We start from the raw sequence: 17597 nt of genomic DNA on the forward strand, positions 1-17597 counted from the left end.
TTATACTAAAACCTACCTAAAGAACATCATTCGATTGTAAATCGACTATTGTACCATTTTATTGGCGCAATTTGTACTGGCGAATGACTCCGGTTTGGCCCGAAATTGAAACCCCATGCCCATGATATATCCCATCGCTTCTTTTAACGCTATATTGGATTCGAAATTGGGATTGGTGTTAATGTCGGCATGCACTTCAAGGTCGATATGGTATTGGTCAAGAAGTGGACATAATTGGTAAGCGATATCAATGGATTTTTGGACTTCGGTAAGCATACGTTCTTTAATGCTTAGCCGACGGAAGATTTTGTCGCGGTTGATGAACATGAAGCCTCCTTTATGTTCGCGTAGGAAAACGATCACGGTAGCAAATTCAACAATTCCTCGCTTTACTTGCGAGTCCGTACCGATGTATACTTTTAGTTTGTTACCGAGGTGGATTTCCGTTTTGATAATGTCCTCAACAGCATCGTTGATAGAGGCGTGGATTTTCTCGCCATTGTATTTTTGCCAGACCATAGTTGATGATATTTTTGAATAAATCTAATGTTATGTTGTTCATTGTATGTTAATTCTATTTTGTTTTTTTGTTATTTAGTTACGGATTAAGATGAGCTCTCTCATCACTCTTTATTTCCGTAAGCCAAATCTCCCGCGTCCCCCAGTCCTGGAACAATGTAGGATTTGGATGTCATTTCATTGTCCACATCGCCTACCCAAAGGTGTGCTTCTGGAAGAAACGCACGCACATGTTGAAGCCCCTCTTCGGAAGCAATGACGACAGCTATATGAAGCTCTTTAATATTGTATTCGGCGAGGAGATCTTTGCAGCAGAGCACTAAGCTTCTTCCTGTGGCAAGCATGGGATCTGCCATAATGAGGATCCTATCATCGAGATTAGGTGTATTGACGTATTTTTTGTACACTTCCATTTCTCCACTCTTTTTGGTATGTCTGTACGCTGCAAAAAAGGCGCTATCGGCATGGTCAAACACATTTAACATGCCTTGATGAAAAGGCAAACCCGCCCGCATGATGGTCGCTAATACAGGCTGTTCCTGCAAAACTTGGTGAGAGGCTGTTCCTAAGGAAGTTTCGACTGTTACCGGTTCGTACTCCAGCGTTTTGCTTATCTCATAGGCGATAATCTCTCCCAAACGTTCTAAGTTTCGTCGAAAGCGCATGCGATCTTGCTGTATGTTGATATCTCGCAATTCTACTAAATAGTGATTGGCAATGCTGTTTTCTTTCGTCAAGATTGTTACCATAGCTGTATATTTGATAGCAGCAATTTAGTGAAAAAAACTCTTTTTTCAGCTGTATATCATTATTTATTCATCCTCCTATGCGGCTTGAATAAATCGTGATAGTTTCGTACATTTAAGTTTTATTCGGCAACGGAATATTTTTAATGAAATTCAAATTAACATCAGAATACAGACCTACGGGGGACCAGCCACAAGCTATCAAGGAATTAGTTGTAGGGATAGAGCAACGAGATCAATATCAGACATTACTAGGTGTGACGGGCTCAGGGAAGACATTTACGGTTGCAAACGTCATACAAGAGACGCAGCGTCCTACGCTTATTCTTAGCCATAATAAAACGTTAGCGGCACAGCTTTACGGAGAGTTTAAGCAGTTTTTTCCTGATAATTCAGTCAATTATTTTGTGTCCTATTATGACTATTATCAGCCAGAAGCGTTTATAGCTTCATCGAATACCTATATCGAAAAAGATCTCGCGATCAACGAAGAAATTGAAAAATTACGGCTGGCAACAACTTCTGCATTGATGTCTGGGCGTCGAGATGTGATTGTGGTATCGTCCGTGTCCTGTATATATGGTATGGGAAATCCGGATGATTTTTCGCGATCTATTTTTCGTTTTTCGGTAGGCATTACAATCAGCCGAAATGCATTTTTACACCGTCTGGTGGAAATACTCTATGCCCGAACAACAAGTGATTTTAAACGCGGGACATTTCGGGTTAAAGGAGATATCGTGGATGTATATCCAGCTTATTTGGATAATGCTTTCCGGATTTCGTTTTTTGGTGACGAGATTGACGAACTTAGTGAAATAGATCCAGTTTCGGGACAAACGATTTCCAGAATGGATGATATAGCCTTGTTTCCCGCCAATCTGTTCGTGACCCCTAAAGAGAAATTTACACAGTCTATTTGGGCCATACAGGAAGAGTTAGAACAGCGCAAGGCGCAATTAGAGGGCGATGGTAAGTTGTTGGAGGCCAAACGCTTGGAGGAGCGCGTGAATTACGACTTGGAGATGATGCGGGAGCTGGGCTATTGTTCGGGAATAGAAAACTATTCTCGTTTTTTTGACGGACGGCAAGCGGGTATGCGACCGTTCTGTTTGTTAGATTACTTTCCGGACGATTATCTGTTAGTTATTGATGAAAGTCATGTTACCCTACCCCAGCTACGTGCCATGTATGGCGGCGACCGCTCACGCAAGATTTCATTGGTTGAACATGGGTTTCGATTACCTGCGGCACTTGATAATCGCCCCCTTAATTTCCCGGAATTTGAATCTTTAACGAATCAAACGATCTATGTTTCTGCAACACCTGGTGATTACGAATTGCAGAAAACGGAGGGTGTAGTCGTGGAACAGGTTATCCGTCCCACAGGTTTGTTGGATCCGATCATCGAAGTGCACCCGGCGATTAATCAAGTTGACGATTTCTTAGAAGAAGTGGATAAAACAATTAAAGAGGGAGGACGGATATTGGCCACCACGCTGACAAAGCGTATGGCAGAAGAGTTGACAAAATATATGAGCCGATTGAATATCAAAGTACGCTATATCCATTCGGAAATAAAGACATTGGAACGTGTAGAAATCCTACGAGGTTTACGATTAGGTGAGTTTGATGTGTTGGTAGGCGTGAACCTGCTGCGTGAAGGACTGGATTTGCCAGAAGTGACGTTGGTTGCCATCCTGGATGCAGATAAAGAAGGATTTTTACGATCAGAACGCTCGTTGATTCAAACTATAGGGCGGGCGGCCCGTAATGATAAGGGACGCGTTATCATGTATGCCGATCAAATGACGGAAAGTATGCGAGTAACCATTGAGGAGACAAACCGACGTAGGGAGAAGCAGATTGCTTACAACGAAAAGCACGGAATTGTGCCGCGAACAGTGGGTAAAACGCGTGAAGAAATTTTAGAACAGACTTCGGTTGCAGATTTTAAACCAGGTGAGGCTAAAGCTTACGTAGAACCCGACCCAACGTCACTCATAGCGGCGGATCCGGTGATGGAATATTTAGGGGATAAGGAGATGAAAAAGGCGGTTGATAACGTACGTAAAAAAATGGAAAAAGCGGCAAAAGAGATGGATTTTCTAGAGGCGGCAAAGCTACGTGACGAAATGTTTGCCATGGAGAAGCTTTATAAGGAACGCTTTGGAGAAGAAATCAAGTAACAGCTTTACTTTATTTCTTCTCTTCATAGAGAACTTCCTTTTGATGAATCAACGACCAACAATGGTTTTCTTCCACCAGCTTATACTGCTTATTCGCGTATAAACGGGGAGCAATACTATCCAATAATACGCTTTCGTCTTCTTCCTTTATGAAAAGTTCTGCCTGCTGCTTGACGGAATCCATCAAGACAAAAGCCGCGGTTTCAAAATTAGTGGACGTGTCTGTAACGTTCATGGTTATGGTGCCTTCCCAAGGACGAATACATTCTTGCTTGATTTTTGACCAAGTATAACCCGCAGCAAGCAGACAACCGTGCTCATCTTTCGCTCCACCGATAGGTGGGAGGGAGGAAGAACTGTCTTTAAGCGTGCCCTTCTGGTCAGAACCCTGACAAGAAAAAAGTGTAAACGAAACCAATATGAGTGCTAGGTACTTCATTGTATTTTTTCTTTTTACAAATAGACTCCCATAAACCATACCAAAGTCTAATTTAAATAATTTGTTCCGACAAAAATCCTTATTACATTTACATTTCTTTAAGCAAGTTATTTTGTTTTTGTCAAATTGCTAAAATAGATGAAGAAACCTGTATTGGTCATAAAATTTGGTTCGGCTGCGATTACAACCAAAGAGGGAGATGTTGATGAACGCATTGTGTTGGAAATTGCCCGGCAGACGGCTCAGCTGCAGTCGAAATATAATATTGTTCTGGTATCGTCAGGTGCTGTCGCTGCTGGAAAAAAGTATTTAAAAAATTATGATGGAAGTTTATCGGCGCGGAAGGCTGCAGCGGCCATTGGGAATCCGCTGCTTGTCCGCACATATAGTACATATTTTAAACCTTTTAATATTGCCTTGGCGCAAAGTCTATGCGAAAGACAGCATTTTGCGAATAGAGCACAATTTCTTCAACTCAAGGATACTTATCAAGAGCTTTGGAAGAATAACATCATTCCGATTGCTAATGAGAACGATGTGGTCAGCAATAAGGAACTAAAATTCTCAGACAATGATGAATTGGCAACATTGATAGCGGTAGGGTTTGGTGCAGAACAACTGCTGTTCAGCACGTCTGTTCCAGGGGTTTTGGATAGTAAAGGAAAGGTGGTTTCACAAATCTCTACGATTGATAAAGATGTGTTTTCATTTGTGAAGAAAGAGAAATCGGCTGTCGGTTTAGGAGGAATGACCTCCAAACTCAATTTCGCAAGGCTGGCAAATCAAATGGGCATACAAACGGTTATCTTCAGTATGCAAACGGAGGATGGGATTTTAAAAGCGGTTAAAGGTGAGACAGGAACCGTTTGTTTACCCCAGAAAAAAAAGGTATCTTCGAGGAACAAGTGGCTTGCAACGGGCAGTCTTATCAAAGCATTGGTACATGTTGATGAGGGTGCGGCGAACGCCATTCAAAATCGTAAAAGCCTGTTAGCTGTAGGTGTAGTAGCCATCAATCAAGCCTTGGAAACAGGTGAGGTTTTTCAAATAGCTAATGAAGAAGGAGAGGTATTCGCTGTGGCAAAATCAAAAATTGATGTCATGAATGTGGAATCGATCCGCAAGAAAAAGAACGTAGCAATAGCGCATGCCGATGATATTGTGTTATTGTGATGGGTTGTTTTGTAACATATAATTAAAAAAGGAAAGGGATTTTTAGATGACGAAGGAAAGTATCCAGGAAGAGTTAAAGGCTGCTCATGAAGCTACCATAGCGATTAAACGTTTGAGCGATAATGGGAAACAACAGTTATTAAGAGATATTGCTAATTCACTTGAACAACGTGTAGATGATATTATTCTGGAGAATAAGAAAGACTTGGAGCGTATGGATCAAGAAGATCCGCGGTTCGATAGATTATTGTTGGATAGAGACCGGATTTTGGCATTATCAGCTAGTTTGATCGATGTTGCAAACCTACCAGATCCGACAGGGTTATTGCTTTCTAGCAAAGAACTAGAGAATGGATTGTTGGTTGAGAAGAAAACTGTTCCTCTCGGAGTGGTAGGCGTGATTTATGAATCCAGGCCAAATGTAACCGTAGACGTGGCTGCATTATGTATACGATCTGGGAATGTGTGTGTATTACGAGGAGGATCCGATGCTTGGTTTACGAATAGTGTGTTGGTCGAGATTATACAAGAAGAATTACGTAGACATAACTTAAATGTACATATTGTGCAATTGTTGCCGACGGATAGGGCATTTGTGAGTGAATTGCTTTCCGCTACACAATATGTAGACATCATTATCCCAAGAGGGTCACAAGCGCTTATTGATTTAGTCCGTGAACAGGCAAAGGTTCCAGTTATTGAAACGGGAGCAGGAGTATGCCATACGTATGTAGAGCGGACGGGCGACTTGGATAAGGCTGCGAAAATTATAGCGAATGCTAAAATACAGCGACCATCGGTATGTAATGCGTTGGATACTGTTTTGGTTGATAAGGAAGTAGCGAAAGATCTATTAGGTAAGGTTATTCCTTATTTTAAAGAAAGTAGTGTAAAAATCTATGCAGATGAAACGGCGTTTTCCATTTTAAAAGAGCTTGGCTATCCATTGTTGGAATTAGCTAAAGAAGAAGACTTTGGTCGAGAGTTTCTATCGTTGCAGTGTTCGATCAAGGTAGTGGAAAATTTTGATGAGGCCTTAACACATATTGCTGAACATTCTTCCAAGCATTCGGAATGTATTGTTTCAACAGATTCCGAACGTATCCATACGTACATGGAAACGGTGGATGCAGCTGCAGTTTACACGAATGCGTCTACGCGATTCACGGATGGCGGTGCTTTTGGGCTTGGAGCTGAAATAGGGATCTCTACACAGAAACTCCATGCGAGAGGGCCTTTCGCTTTAGAGAAATTGGTAACGGAGAAATGGTATGTTATGGGCAATGGACAAATTAGATAGTGTATTGTCTCTAGAATTACGTCCTTTAAAAGCGATGGGTCCTAACAAATGACAAGTGCGTAATGGGTATTAGATACGAGAAAGATACAATCCTGAATTGGATCAATGAAATGGGCAAGTTTTTGCGTTTGCTCGTTGATAAATATGAGGCTTTTGATGAACCTGCTGAGCCAGCGGTTGTGGAGGAAGGCTATCGTAACTTTTTTGGAAAAGATAGAGACTGGTTATTAGGACTTCCCCAGAATGAACTTTTGACTTATGTGGAGCAGGAGTTGCAGACGGAGCAAATTCGTCCATTAGCGCTACTTTTCTTGCGCGATGCTTTGCTGTCTCCTGCAGATGAAACACAACAGCAACTCCTACGAAATTCGAAATTTCTCTTGGAGCATGTGTCGCAGAAGTTGGGGAGTTTCTCCTTTGAAGATTACGGGAATCTGACACTTATCGCCGAAAGATTACAGAAATGAGATGCAGTTCCATTTTGAAAACTCAAATAATCTACTAAATTTGTAGAGAATAAAAATGTTTATTAAAAAACCTTAAAATTTTTAAGATATGAGTTTACGATTAGGCGATGTTGCTCCAAACTTCCAGGCAGACACATCCATAGGAAAAATTGACTTTTACGAATATATTGACGGTGGCTGGGCAGTTTTATATTCGCACCCTTCAGATTACACTCCTGTGTGTACAACAGAGCTTGGCCGTACTGCACAGTTGAAATCAGAGTTTGAAAAAAGAAATACGAAAGTATTAGCATTAAGTGTCGATTCAGTGGAAGACCACCTCGGTTGGATTAAAGATATCAACGAAACACAGAATTGCGACGTAGATTTCCCGATTATTGCAGATAAAGATCGTCAGGTAGCTGAGTTGTATGATATGATTCATCCAAATGCTTCTGCTACAGCAACGGTACGCTCGGTATTTGTTATCGGCCCGGATAAGAAAATTAAATTGACATTAACTTACCCGGCTTCTACAGGTCGGAATTTCAATGAGATTTTACGGGTGATTGATTCACTTCAATTGACGGACGAATATTCTGTAGCTACACCTGCAGACTGGAAAGATGGCGAGGATGTAATTGTTGTTCCTGCGATAAAAACAGAGGACATTCCGGCTAAATTCCCAAAAGGCTACACCGAAGTAAAACCTTACTTGCGTGTTACGCCACAACCGAATAAATAAAAAAGAAACGGGCAAATCTTATTTTGCCCGTTTCTTTTTAATAAACCTTCACGATATAAACGTAATCCTGTAGTTTTTTTATCTGATCGGTTCGTGACAAATTTTGCAATAAATTTTTATTGTTCAGAACGACATTTTTTCCATTAAGAGAGTCCGCCGGGATACTATTCAATGTTTCCATCAGCGCCTTCGTCTTGATTGCAAAAGCGGCACCATCTATTCCCTTTTGTTTTCCACTGATAATCCCAATGACATTACCTTCTTTATCTAGTAATGGGCCACCGCTGTTACCTGGGTTTACCGGGATTGATATTTGATAAGCAAGTGTGTCGCCGGCGTATCCAGTAGAAGAACTGAGATAACCTTGTCCATAAACTGCCTCATCTCTAGGGAAGCCAATGGTGTAAACATCTTCCCCCATATCAGAGTCTTGTCTCTTAAAAGTATATGGGATGCTCTTTATAGATTTAAAAGTGGAGTCGTTGATATGTAGGATCGCCAAATCCTTTTCCGGATTCGTGAATACAATATCCGCCTTGAAAGATTCTCCTTTATGATTCTGCAAGTGTACCGAGTCAGCTCCGGTGATAACATGGTAGTTCGTGACGACGTAGCCATTTTTTGTAATCATAAATCCCGTCGCACCGTAATGCATCGTTTCCTTAACGTTGTCTTTGGTGTTGTCTTTGGTGTTGTTGATGTTTTGAATAGCCGCATTCTGTGCGTTTACATTACGTTTTACCGTATTCATATCTCGACGTAACGCACTGTAATCGGATGTCGCTTTTCTGAGGTTTTTATAATATCCCGTTAACCATAAAGTCGAAAATACCGATACAATGGCAATAGCAGCCGCCACAGCAGCATTGAGCTTCAATCTATCCCATAAGCTGATAACTTTAGTTGCCGGTTTTGGGGTGTGAACTTTATGGTAGTCCTGCGCAATATGTTCTAAATTTCGCTTGAAATTTGAACGTGACTCTGCTCTTTTCATGGTGGTTAAAAAGGCTTTGTGCTGTGCGAAAAGTTCGGCATTTGCCGGGTTTTCTGCACAATACATTTCAAACTTCAATTGATCTTCGTGGGAAAGTTCTCCCCGAAGGTATGCATCCGCCCACGCTGTAAACTCCTGTTGATTTAAGCCTTTCATGCCCATTTAATTGTAACTTACTTTTTGAAAAATATCTTTTTTAAACGCTGAAGACATTTATACTTTTGCGTCTTTGCATTATCGGCGTTCGTGTAACCAAATTTTTCACAAATAGCTGCCATCGATTCCCCTTGTATATAAAAATCATATAAGATCGTTCGACAGGGTTCTCCTAATCCGTTTAATGCATCTTCCATTTGAACGAGATTAGCTTCCTTCATCTCATGATCTTCGATCACTTCTTCAGCAGCTAGCGATTCCCCGTAATCATCTATTGAATCCTTACGATATTTCGCCTCGCCACGAGTAAGGTGTTTAAGCCACAATCGTTTGGAAATCGCATATAAGAATGTTTGTAATTTGCTGCTCAAAACAAAATCACCATCACTGATTTTATTATACAGCACCATCACGGTTTCTTGGAAAATATCCTGCGCCTCCTCTCTGCTACCACGATTGTTGATAACCATATTGGCAATGGGTGGGAAATGTATTTGATATAATTGCTGGATAGCAAGGTTATCCCCTTCCCTGATGCCGTCAATGATTTCGGAATCAATCTGTAAATCGCTTTTTTCCTTACTCACTTATTAATACCTTTTTAATCAAATAGTAACCTATTTTGCCGGATAAATTTTAAAATTTTTCATCAAGTAGATGAGAAATCAAAAGTAGCAAATAAATTTTTGTATGTTCGTGTTGTTATGAAGATAAAGGTAGGTTTTGGTTTTGATGTCCATCAAATGAAAGAAGGACATCCATTTGTAATAGGCGGCGTACAATTGGAACACCACGCGGGAGCGTTCGGACATTCGGACGCGGATGTCTTAGTGCATGCAATATGTGATGCTATACTAGGTGCGGCAAACTTAGAAGATATCGGATTTCATTTTCCTAATACCGATCCTAAATGGAAAGGGATCAGTAGTCTCATATTGCTGGAAGAATGTGTAAAACTCCTAAAAGAAAAGGGATACATGTTGGGCAATATTGATGGTATGCTCTGTTTGGAAGCTCCAAAGATTAAGCCGTACATCCTCGCCATGAAAGAAAATATTGCTAAAGCTGCGGGGATGGATATAGATGACATATCCATCAAGGCGACGACCAATGAAACAATGGGTTTCATAGGGCGTCAAGAAGGTGTTGTGGCTTATGCTGTGTGCCTTATTGAGAAGTCTTAGGACTTCCTTCTAAACTTTTTTAAACTTATTAAAACGAGAATGTTAACTTTGTAGCGGAACCCTATCATAGATGCAATGAAGAGAGAATCAAAGCAGAAGTTGACAGACATCGATATTAAACGATATACCCGGAATTTTTGGATGATATTGTGCAGCATCGTTATACTTGGAGCACTTTTCCTCGTAAGTGTGCGTTTGGGCGCGTTTGGCAAATTACCATCTTTTGAGGAACTGGAAAATCCGAAGAGCAATTTGGCTTCGGAGATATTGACCGATGATCTCAAGGTTTTGGGCACCTATTATAAACACAATCGCTCCAATGTAAAATACAGCGAATTGTCTCCCAATTTAGTCCACGCGCTGATTTCTACAGAAGACAAACGTTTTTATGAGCATTCCGGTATTGACTATTCTCGTACGATAACTTCCGTTATTTACACCACACTTCTTAATAAGAAGCAAGGAGGGAGTACGATTACCCAACAGTTGGCTTTAAATCTATTCTCCGAACGGAGAGAACGTAATACGTCTAAGCGTATCATGCAGAAATTCCAGGAGTGGATTACCGCGGTTCGTCTGGAAAGGAGTTATACCAAAGAGGAAATCATCACGATGTATTTCAATACGGTCGATTTTGGAGCCTACAATACCTTTGGTATAAAATCGGCTGCCAGAACGTATTTTGATACTACGCCTGATCAATTGACTCCAGAACAAGCTGCCACGTTGGTAGGGATGTTGAAAGGTACCTATATCTATTCACCTGTAAGATTCCCGGAGAATTCTATAAAACGTCGGAATACCGTGTTGAATAATATGGTTGACCAAAATTTTCTAACCAAGGAAGAAGGACAGAAGGCTAAGGAGCAAGCATTGGATTTGAAGCTTCGTATATCGAATTATGGAGAGGGCATGGCGCCTTATTTCCGCGCGGTATTGAAAGAAGAATTAAAAAAGGAATTTAAACGTTTATCCATTACTCGAGCAGATGGCACACCCTACGATTTGGATCGTGATGGATTGAAAGTGTATACACCGATCAACTACGCGATGCAGCAATATGCAGAAGATGCGCAAAGGGAATGGATGGAAAAACTACAGCGGGATTTTGATAGACAGTATCGGAATTTGGATCCATTTAAGGGAGAAAATGCGAAATTATTGATTTCTGGCATGCGTCGCTCCGACCGTTATCGTGTGTTGAAAGAGACTGGTCTGTCGGAAGAGGAAATTAAACAAGAATTTAATAAGAAAGTGCCGATGACCTTGTTTACTTATAAAGGAAATGTAGATACGGTCATGACACCAATGGATTCTATTCGTTACAACAAGCTTTTTCTACGAAACGCCGTCATGTCTATGGAACCGAAAACAGGTCATATCAAGGCATGGGTCGGCGGCACCAGTTTCGAGCATTTTAAATTCGATCACGTAAAGCTGGCGCAAAGGCAAGTGGGTTCAACAGCGAAGCCGTTTACCTATGCTGCTGCGATTGATAATGGATATTCTCCCTGTTTTCCGGTTCCTAACCATTCCCGTACTTACGGCAACTGGACACCTCGTGGAACAGTTCAAGGCGGAGACCCTATTACGTTGAAAAATGCGTTAAAATATTCACAAAACTTTGCTTCTGCTTATGTCATCAATGAAGTGGGGGCGGCAACGGTCGCGTCATTGACCAAACGCATGGGGATAACATCTAATGTACCGAATTATCCGTCTATTGCATTGGGGGCCTATGAAGCCTCTGTATATGATATGGTCGGAGCTTATGCCGCGTTTGTAAACCACGGTACGTGGATTGAACCGACGATGATCTTGCGTGTGGAGGATAAAAATGGTACCCCTATCTATGAGAAAACGCCGACTGTGGTGAAAGCCTTAAACGGCGAATCGGCCTATATTATGGTCGATATGTTGAAGGGTGTAGTCGATGGAGGTACAGGTTCTCGCCTACGACGTGCGGAATTTGGTGGATTTAAAAATCCGATCGGCGGTAAAACTGGTACAACGAATGATAACTCGGATGCTTGGTTTATCGGTATTACGCCTGATTTGGTAACCGGCGTATGGACAGGAGCGGAAGACCGTGGTATCCGTTTCTATAGTATGGCATCCGGACAGGGCGCACAGGCGGCACTTCCCATATTTGGATTGTACATGAAGAAAGTGTATGGTGACAAAGAGCTGCATTACACACAGGAGGATTTTCCACTTCCTCCGGGTGGATTAACACGTGAAATAGATTGTAGTCAGTATCAGGAGTTTTTAGGTGCACCATCTAGTGAAGGTTCGTTAAACGATGACCGGTTGGGATTCTAATATTCTTGGTTAATTTAAATAGAATTTATAAACGCCGAACAGCAGATTTTAACGAAATTTGTTGTTCGGCATTTTGATGATATGAGCGTATTTGATTACAAAGACGAGTTAAAAAAAATACCCCGTAAACCGGGTGTTTATCAATATTTTGATAAAAATAATGAACTCATCTATGTGGGAAAAGCGAAGAATTTACGTAATCGGGTAGGTTCTTATTTTGTAAATGAACATCAGCTCAATAGTAAAACCCGTGTATTAGTACGGAAAATAAACCGTATCGCGTTTACCATCGTCGATACGGAAATCGATGCGTGGTTGCTGGAAAATAACCTCATTAAGAAGCATAAACCTCGTTACAACGTCATGCTGAAAGATGACAAAACGTATCCCTGGATTGTCATTAAGAACGAACGTTTTCCGCGTGTTTTTTGGACACGCAAATACATTCGGGATGGGTCACGTTATTATGGGCCTTATGCTTCTGTAGGCATGATGCATATCATTCTGGATATGATTCGGGAACTTTTTCCCTTGCGTACCTGCAATCTTAATTTATCTCCCGAAAACATAGCCAAAGGCAAGTACAAAATTTGTCTGGAATACCAGATTGGCAACTGTAAGGGACCATGTGAGGGCTATCAATCGGAGGAAGATTATAATCAGAATCTTGCTGATATAAAAGATATATTGAACGGCAAGATTGCCGTGGTGACCAACCGTTTGAAAACCCAAATGAATGATGCGGTGACGGCGCTAGATTTTGAAGCGGCACATAAGGTGAAGACGAAGTTAGAAAAACTTGCTAATTATCAAAGTAAATCTACCGTTGTCAGCTCGTCGATTACGAATGTGGATGTATTTAATATTGCATCAGAGGATAATTACGCTTTTGTAAACTACTTGAAAGTAGTACATGGGGTTGTTATCCAAACCCAGACGTTGGAAATGAAGAAACGTTTGGATGAATCAGAAGAAGAATTACTGGCTTTAGCGATTCCGGAATTTAGAGAACGGTTCAAAAGTACGTCTAGAGAGATCATTGTTCCCTTTGATATTCATATCGAAGAAAATAACGACATGAAGTTCACGGTTCCCAAAGCAGGGGATAAGAAAAGCCTGTTGGAATTATCGCGTAAGAATGTCGCTTATTTTAAAAAGGAGCGTATGCTACAGTACGAGAAGTTGAACCCAGAAGTGAAAACAGAGCGTATTCTAAACCAGATGCAAAAAGATCTACGTCTGAATGTGCTTCCGCGGCATATCGAATGTTTTGATAATTCCAATATACAGGGGAATTATCCTGTGTCCGCTATTGTGGTTTTCAAGGATGCTAAACCTTCTAAAAAGGATTATCGGCATTTCAATGTAAAGACCGTCGTCGGCCCCAATGATTTTGCGACAATGGAAGAGGCGGTTTTTCGACGTTATAGAAGATTATTGGATGAGGATCAACAGCTCCCCCAATTGATCGTAATTGACGGTGGTAAGGGACAGTTAGGGGCCGCTATGAAAAGTCTAAAGCTACTAGGGATAGAAAAGAAAGTGACGGTTATCGGTATCGCCAAGCGTTTGGAAGAAATCTATTATCCTGGCGATCAATATCCGTTGTATCTAGACAAGAAATCGGAAACCTTAAAAATTATCCAGCATCTACGTGATGAAGCACATCGTTTTGGGATTACTTTTCACCGTAATCAGCGTAGTAGAAAAACATTTGTATCCGAACTGGAGAATATCCCCGGGGTAGGAAAAACTTCCGTAGAAAAACTATTGAAGATCTTTAAGTCTGCCAAAAAAGTAAAAGAAGCATCTGAGGAAGAACTTGGTAAGGTACTTAATCAAAAACAGGTCAAGGCATTAAGGGAATATTTTCATGCCTAGTCATCATACCCGAACTTTTTTAAGTAGTTTTTCTTGCGGCGCCAATCGGGAATTACCTTGACAAAAAGTTCCAAAAACACTTTTCCATCTATAAATTCCTCAATATCCTGCCGAGCATACGTGCCCACTTTTTTTATCATTGCTCCGGCTTTTCCTATAAGAATATTTTTTTGGGAGTCACGTTCCACAATAATCTCAGCTGCAATCCGGGTGATGTTTTGTTCTTCTTTATAAGACGTAACGATAACTTCGGTACTGTATGGGATTTCTTTGTCGTATAGCTTAAAGATTTTTTCCCGGATCATTTCAGACGCAAAGAAACGCATACTTTTATCCGTTAGCTCATCTTTTTCATAGTAGGGAGGATGGATAGGAAGCTGCTCTTTAATATATTCCATAATGCCTGCTACGCCATGGTTGAGCAGGGCAGAAATAGCAAAAACAGCATCAGGGTTTAGTTTCTCTTGCCAAAAAGTTATTTTACTTCTGACTTCTTCTTCCGATGATTTATCGATCTTATTGATAAGAACAGCTACAGGAGAGGATGTTTTACTTAATTTTTCGATGACATCACTCTCGTCGTATTTCTCGTGGATATCCGTCACAAATAAAATCACGTCTGCACCAATAAGAGACCCTTGCACAAAATTCATCATGGATTCCTGCAAGGAATAGTTTGGCTTTATGATACCAGGTGTGTCCGAGAATATGATTTGGTGGTCATCGTCATTCACAATTCCCATGATTCGATGTCGGGTAGTTTGTGCTTTAGGTGTAATGATGGACATTTTTTCACCTACCAATGCATTCATTAAGGTAGATTTCCCTGCATTGGGCTTCCCGATAATACTGACGAATCCTGCTTTATGTGACATGAAATGCTATTTTTTTAACGTGTAAAGATACAAAATTTAAAAGATAACCGCTATGGGAGTCTTCGGAGCGAAACTTCCTTCGTATTGGGCATATTTAATGGGACACGTTCAAGCGTTACAAAGCTACTGTCCAAACCAAAACCTTTCTCCTCAGATAAACTGAATTTCTTTAATGTTTTATATATTTCCAAAATAATTTTTTCATGCCATTTCAGGTCGTGTGTTTTGGCGATTATTTTCTCCAATACCACAAAATTGAAATCACCGGCTATGCCATGTTTTCTTAAGGTATTATAGTTACTCGTGATATCAATCTCACCTTTCTCAACCATATCTTCGACAACTTTTCGAAATAATAAACTAATACGCTGTTCTTCCCTAAAACCCAATTTAAAGTCTATTCGGATTAGTTTTTGGGGTATGAGTTGTTCCACGAGGTACTCCCTGGTGTGGGGATTGTCCATTACATCAACATGTACAAGCCAATATACATCTGCTCGTTTGGGTTTTTTGTTTAAGATAGAATAAATAATTTTGGATTCAATTTCATTTTTGTTATTCGCACTTGTTAAATACACAAGGTTCGACGCAAATACAGGGACGGACTTATCCTCGCTTAGCTCCGCAATAATGGGGAAATACGGTCGGATATCGGCGAAGCGGACAAAACTATTCTTGATTTTGCGTGCACCATACCATGCAAACATCACCACAAATAGGGCGGTGGCTAACAGTAGTGTCAACCATCCGCCATGTGTCAGCTTCACTAGGTTTCCAGCAAGAAATACGAGTTCTATAGTGAAATAAAACAAAGCAAAAATCACAATCCATACGTTGGAGACGTGCACCCTCGACAGAAAAACACACATTAAAATTGTGGTGGCAATAAACGTCAGGTTAATAGCCAATCCATAGGCGGCTTCCATATTAGAAGAATGTTGAAATACGGCTATTATCAACATACAACCGATATATAGAATAAGATTTATGGATGGTACGTATAGCTGTCCCTTATGTTCGCTGGGGTAGCGGATGGAGACTTTTGGCCAGATATTTAAACGTACGGCTTCTGAAATTAATGTGAAAGACCCGGATATCATCGCCTGGCTGGCTATGATTGCCGCTATAGTAGCGATAATGACACCATAGCCGACAAATGCACTGGGCATAATAGCGTAAAAAGGGTTTGTATCTCCGATTTGTGAGCCCGCATGCTCCATGAGCCATCCTCCTTGTCCGAAATAATTGAATAGGAGCATGAGCTTAACAAATATCCAACTTATGCGAATATTGGATTTTCCACAATGCCCCATATCGGAATATAGCGCTTCTGCTCCGGTTGTACACAGGAATATTGCGCCGATTAAGAAAAGAGCGTTTGGATGGCTGATAATCGTCGCAACAGCATAGTAGGGGTTCAAAGCGTAAAATACTTCCGGAGCCCGTACAATATATAATAACCCCAGAACGCCGATCATGCTAAACCATACAAACATCAACGGGCCAAAAATACGCCCGACAATGGAGGTTCCGAATCGTTGTATAAGGAATAATAAACTTATAATCGTGATGACAATAGGTACGGTCGGTATGTCAGGGTTTCGTATGGCTAAACCTTCAATGGCGGATGAAATAGTGATCGCTGGCGTAATCATGCCGTCTGCTAGTAACGCACTGGCGCCGATAATAGCAGGAATAATGAGCCATTTTGCCTTTTTACGAACCAAGGAATAAAGAGATAGGATACCCCCCTCGCCTTTATTATCAGCCTGCAAAGTAATCCACACATATTTTATCGTAGTTTGTAAAGTCAATGTCCAAAAAACACAAGATAAACTGCCTAAAATAAGGCTTTCTTCTATGATACCCTTGTTGAAAATCGCTTTTACGACATAGAGGGGCGAGGTGCCAATATCTCCGAAAATGATGCCTAAACTAATTAATAAGCCAGCCAGACTTAGCTTATTTGCACCGGAATGCTTACTGGGTTTCATTCTTTAAAAATTATACTGCAAACATACATTAAAATATGTTTAGTTTTTTTGTAACAAAAATCACAACGTACATTCTTGTTAAAAATTGTTAAAGGGCGAAAAAAAAATAAAAAAAGTATCCAACCATACATCAAAAAAAGTAACTTTGTTAGTATCAATTACTCTACTTCTACTTACAGATGAACATATAACATGACAGAATTAAGGAAAAAAATAGCATTATTTACTCTGGCAAGCATAGCAATGCTTAGCATAGGGAACGCTATGCATATCCATACTGTCACTGGCAAAACAAATACAACCTTTCATTCTTTTGCTAATTTTACTAAACATGCCATCGATCCGGAGAACGAAAAGTTGATTAATAATGTAAAGGTATTTTACAATCCCGTAGCGGAGCAGATTACTTTAAACTTTACGCTAAGCCAACAAAACACCGTAGTCATTAAAGTAATGGATGCGTTAGGAAATGAGGTTTTAAACTTAATGAATGGTCGTCTGGATGCAGGGTTACAAAGTCTGTCTTTTGATACGGATGGAAAACTCTCTACAGGCTTTTATTTTGTACGAGTATCTTCCGGCACCGAAACCGTTGTGAAACGTATTTCTGTAAGGTAGTTCGTGCTCCTTTCTA

General features: G+C 40.6%; 16 protein-coding genes. 9 read left to right on the forward strand and 7 right to left on the reverse strand.

All coding sequences use genetic code 11. The annotated features are described in order from the left end of the window. Window positions 1-45: 45 nt before the first annotated feature. Both FXV77_RS16650 and upp read right to left on the reverse strand, forming a co-directional pair. Window positions 46-519 (reverse strand): ribonuclease H-like YkuK family protein, encoded by a 474-nt coding sequence (locus tag FXV77_RS16650; protein ID WP_148920373.1) that lies wholly within the window; start codon window positions 517-519, stop codon window positions 46-48. A gap of 104 nt (window positions 520-623) precedes the next feature. After that, on the reverse strand, window positions 624-1268 hold the full coding sequence (gene upp, locus FXV77_RS16655) for a uracil phosphoribosyltransferase (protein ID WP_148920374.1): 645 nt from the start codon (window positions 1266-1268) through the stop codon (window positions 624-626). Window positions 1269-1411: 143 nt separating this feature from the next. Between upp and uvrB the strand changes: the two genes are divergently transcribed. Then, a complete protein-coding gene (gene uvrB, locus FXV77_RS16660) occupies window positions 1412-3454 on the forward strand; it encodes an excinuclease ABC subunit UvrB (protein ID WP_148920375.1) in 2043 nt (680 codons plus the stop codon). 10 nt (window positions 3455-3464) lie between these two features. On the opposite strand, the gene FXV77_RS16665 is transcribed toward uvrB, so the two are convergent. Then, entirely contained in the window at window positions 3465-3893 is a 429-nt protein-coding gene (locus tag FXV77_RS16665; RefSeq protein WP_148920376.1) for a hypothetical protein, read from the reverse strand. 138 nt (window positions 3894-4031) lie between these two features. Here FXV77_RS16665 and proB point away from each other — a divergent pair, with 138 nt between their 5' ends. The 4 genes from proB to FXV77_RS16685 all read left to right on the forward strand — a co-directional run bounded on the left by proB (window position 4032) and on the right by FXV77_RS16685 (window position 7557). Beyond that, window positions 4032-5066 carry a glutamate 5-kinase gene (proB, locus tag FXV77_RS16670; protein WP_148920377.1) on the forward strand — a complete coding sequence of 345 codons (1035 nt, stop codon included), beginning with the start codon at window positions 4032-4034 and terminating at the stop codon, window positions 5064-5066. Window positions 5067-5112: 46 nt separating this feature from the next. After that, entirely contained in the window at window positions 5113-6366 is a 1254-nt protein-coding gene (locus FXV77_RS16675; RefSeq protein WP_148920378.1) for a glutamate-5-semialdehyde dehydrogenase, read from the forward strand. A 62-nt stretch (window positions 6367-6428) separates the two neighbouring features. Further along, the gene (locus FXV77_RS16680) at window positions 6429-6833 is read left to right on the forward strand and encodes a hypothetical protein (protein WP_148920379.1); all 405 of its coding nucleotides are present in this window, start codon (window positions 6429-6431) and stop codon (window positions 6831-6833) included. Between the two features lie 88 nt (window positions 6834-6921). Further along, window positions 6922-7557, forward strand: a complete 636-nt coding sequence (locus tag FXV77_RS16685; RefSeq protein WP_148920380.1) for a peroxiredoxin — start codon at window positions 6922-6924, stop codon at window positions 7555-7557. 37 nt (window positions 7558-7594) lie between these two features. On the opposite strand, the gene FXV77_RS16690 is transcribed toward FXV77_RS16685, so the two are convergent. After that, entirely contained in the window at window positions 7595-8707 is a 1113-nt protein-coding gene (locus FXV77_RS16690; protein ID WP_148920381.1) for a trypsin-like peptidase domain-containing protein, read from the reverse strand. A gap of 17 nt (window positions 8708-8724) precedes the next feature. Further along, window positions 8725-9294, reverse strand: a complete 570-nt coding sequence (locus FXV77_RS16695; RefSeq protein WP_148920382.1) for an RNA polymerase sigma factor — start codon at window positions 9292-9294, stop codon at window positions 8725-8727. Between the two features lie 117 nt (window positions 9295-9411). Here FXV77_RS16695 and ispF point away from each other — a divergent pair, with 117 nt between their 5' ends. From ispF to uvrC, 3 genes are all read left to right on the forward strand, one after another. After that, entirely contained in the window at window positions 9412-9891 is a 480-nt protein-coding gene (gene ispF / locus FXV77_RS16700) for a 2-C-methyl-D-erythritol 2,4-cyclodiphosphate synthase (protein WP_148920383.1), read from the forward strand. 75 nt (window positions 9892-9966) lie between these two features. Then, window positions 9967-12213 carry a penicillin-binding protein 1A gene (locus FXV77_RS16705; RefSeq protein ID WP_148920384.1) on the forward strand — a complete coding sequence of 749 codons (2247 nt, stop codon included), beginning with the start codon at window positions 9967-9969 and terminating at the stop codon, window positions 12211-12213. 81 nt (window positions 12214-12294) lie between these two features. After that, window positions 12295-14094 carry an excinuclease ABC subunit UvrC gene (uvrC, locus tag FXV77_RS16710; RefSeq protein WP_148920385.1) on the forward strand — a complete coding sequence of 600 codons (1800 nt, stop codon included), beginning with the start codon at window positions 12295-12297 and terminating at the stop codon, window positions 14092-14094. Here uvrC and era read toward each other — a convergent pair. Both era and FXV77_RS16720 read right to left on the reverse strand, forming a co-directional pair. Continuing rightward, a complete protein-coding gene (gene era, locus FXV77_RS16715) occupies window positions 14091-14969 on the reverse strand; it encodes a GTPase Era (protein ID WP_148920386.1) in 879 nt (292 codons plus the stop codon). The genes uvrC and era overlap by 4 nt on opposite strands. A 50-nt stretch (window positions 14970-15019) precedes the next feature. Further along, window positions 15020-16963 carry a KUP/HAK/KT family potassium transporter gene (locus FXV77_RS16720; protein ID WP_148920387.1) on the reverse strand — a complete coding sequence of 648 codons (1944 nt, stop codon included), beginning with the start codon at window positions 16961-16963 and terminating at the stop codon, window positions 15020-15022. Between the two features lie 192 nt (window positions 16964-17155). On the opposite strand from FXV77_RS16720, the gene FXV77_RS16725 reads away from it, so the two are divergent. Beyond that, window positions 17156-17581 (forward strand): T9SS type A sorting domain-containing protein, encoded by a 426-nt coding sequence (locus tag FXV77_RS16725; protein ID WP_148920388.1) that lies wholly within the window; start codon window positions 17156-17158, stop codon window positions 17579-17581. Window positions 17582-17597 lie beyond the last annotated feature (16 nt).

It is taken from the genome of Sphingobacterium phlebotomi (genome assembly GCF_008180195.1).
Taxonomy (GTDB): Bacteria; Bacteroidota; Bacteroidia; order Sphingobacteriales; family Sphingobacteriaceae; genus Sphingobacterium; species Sphingobacterium phlebotomi.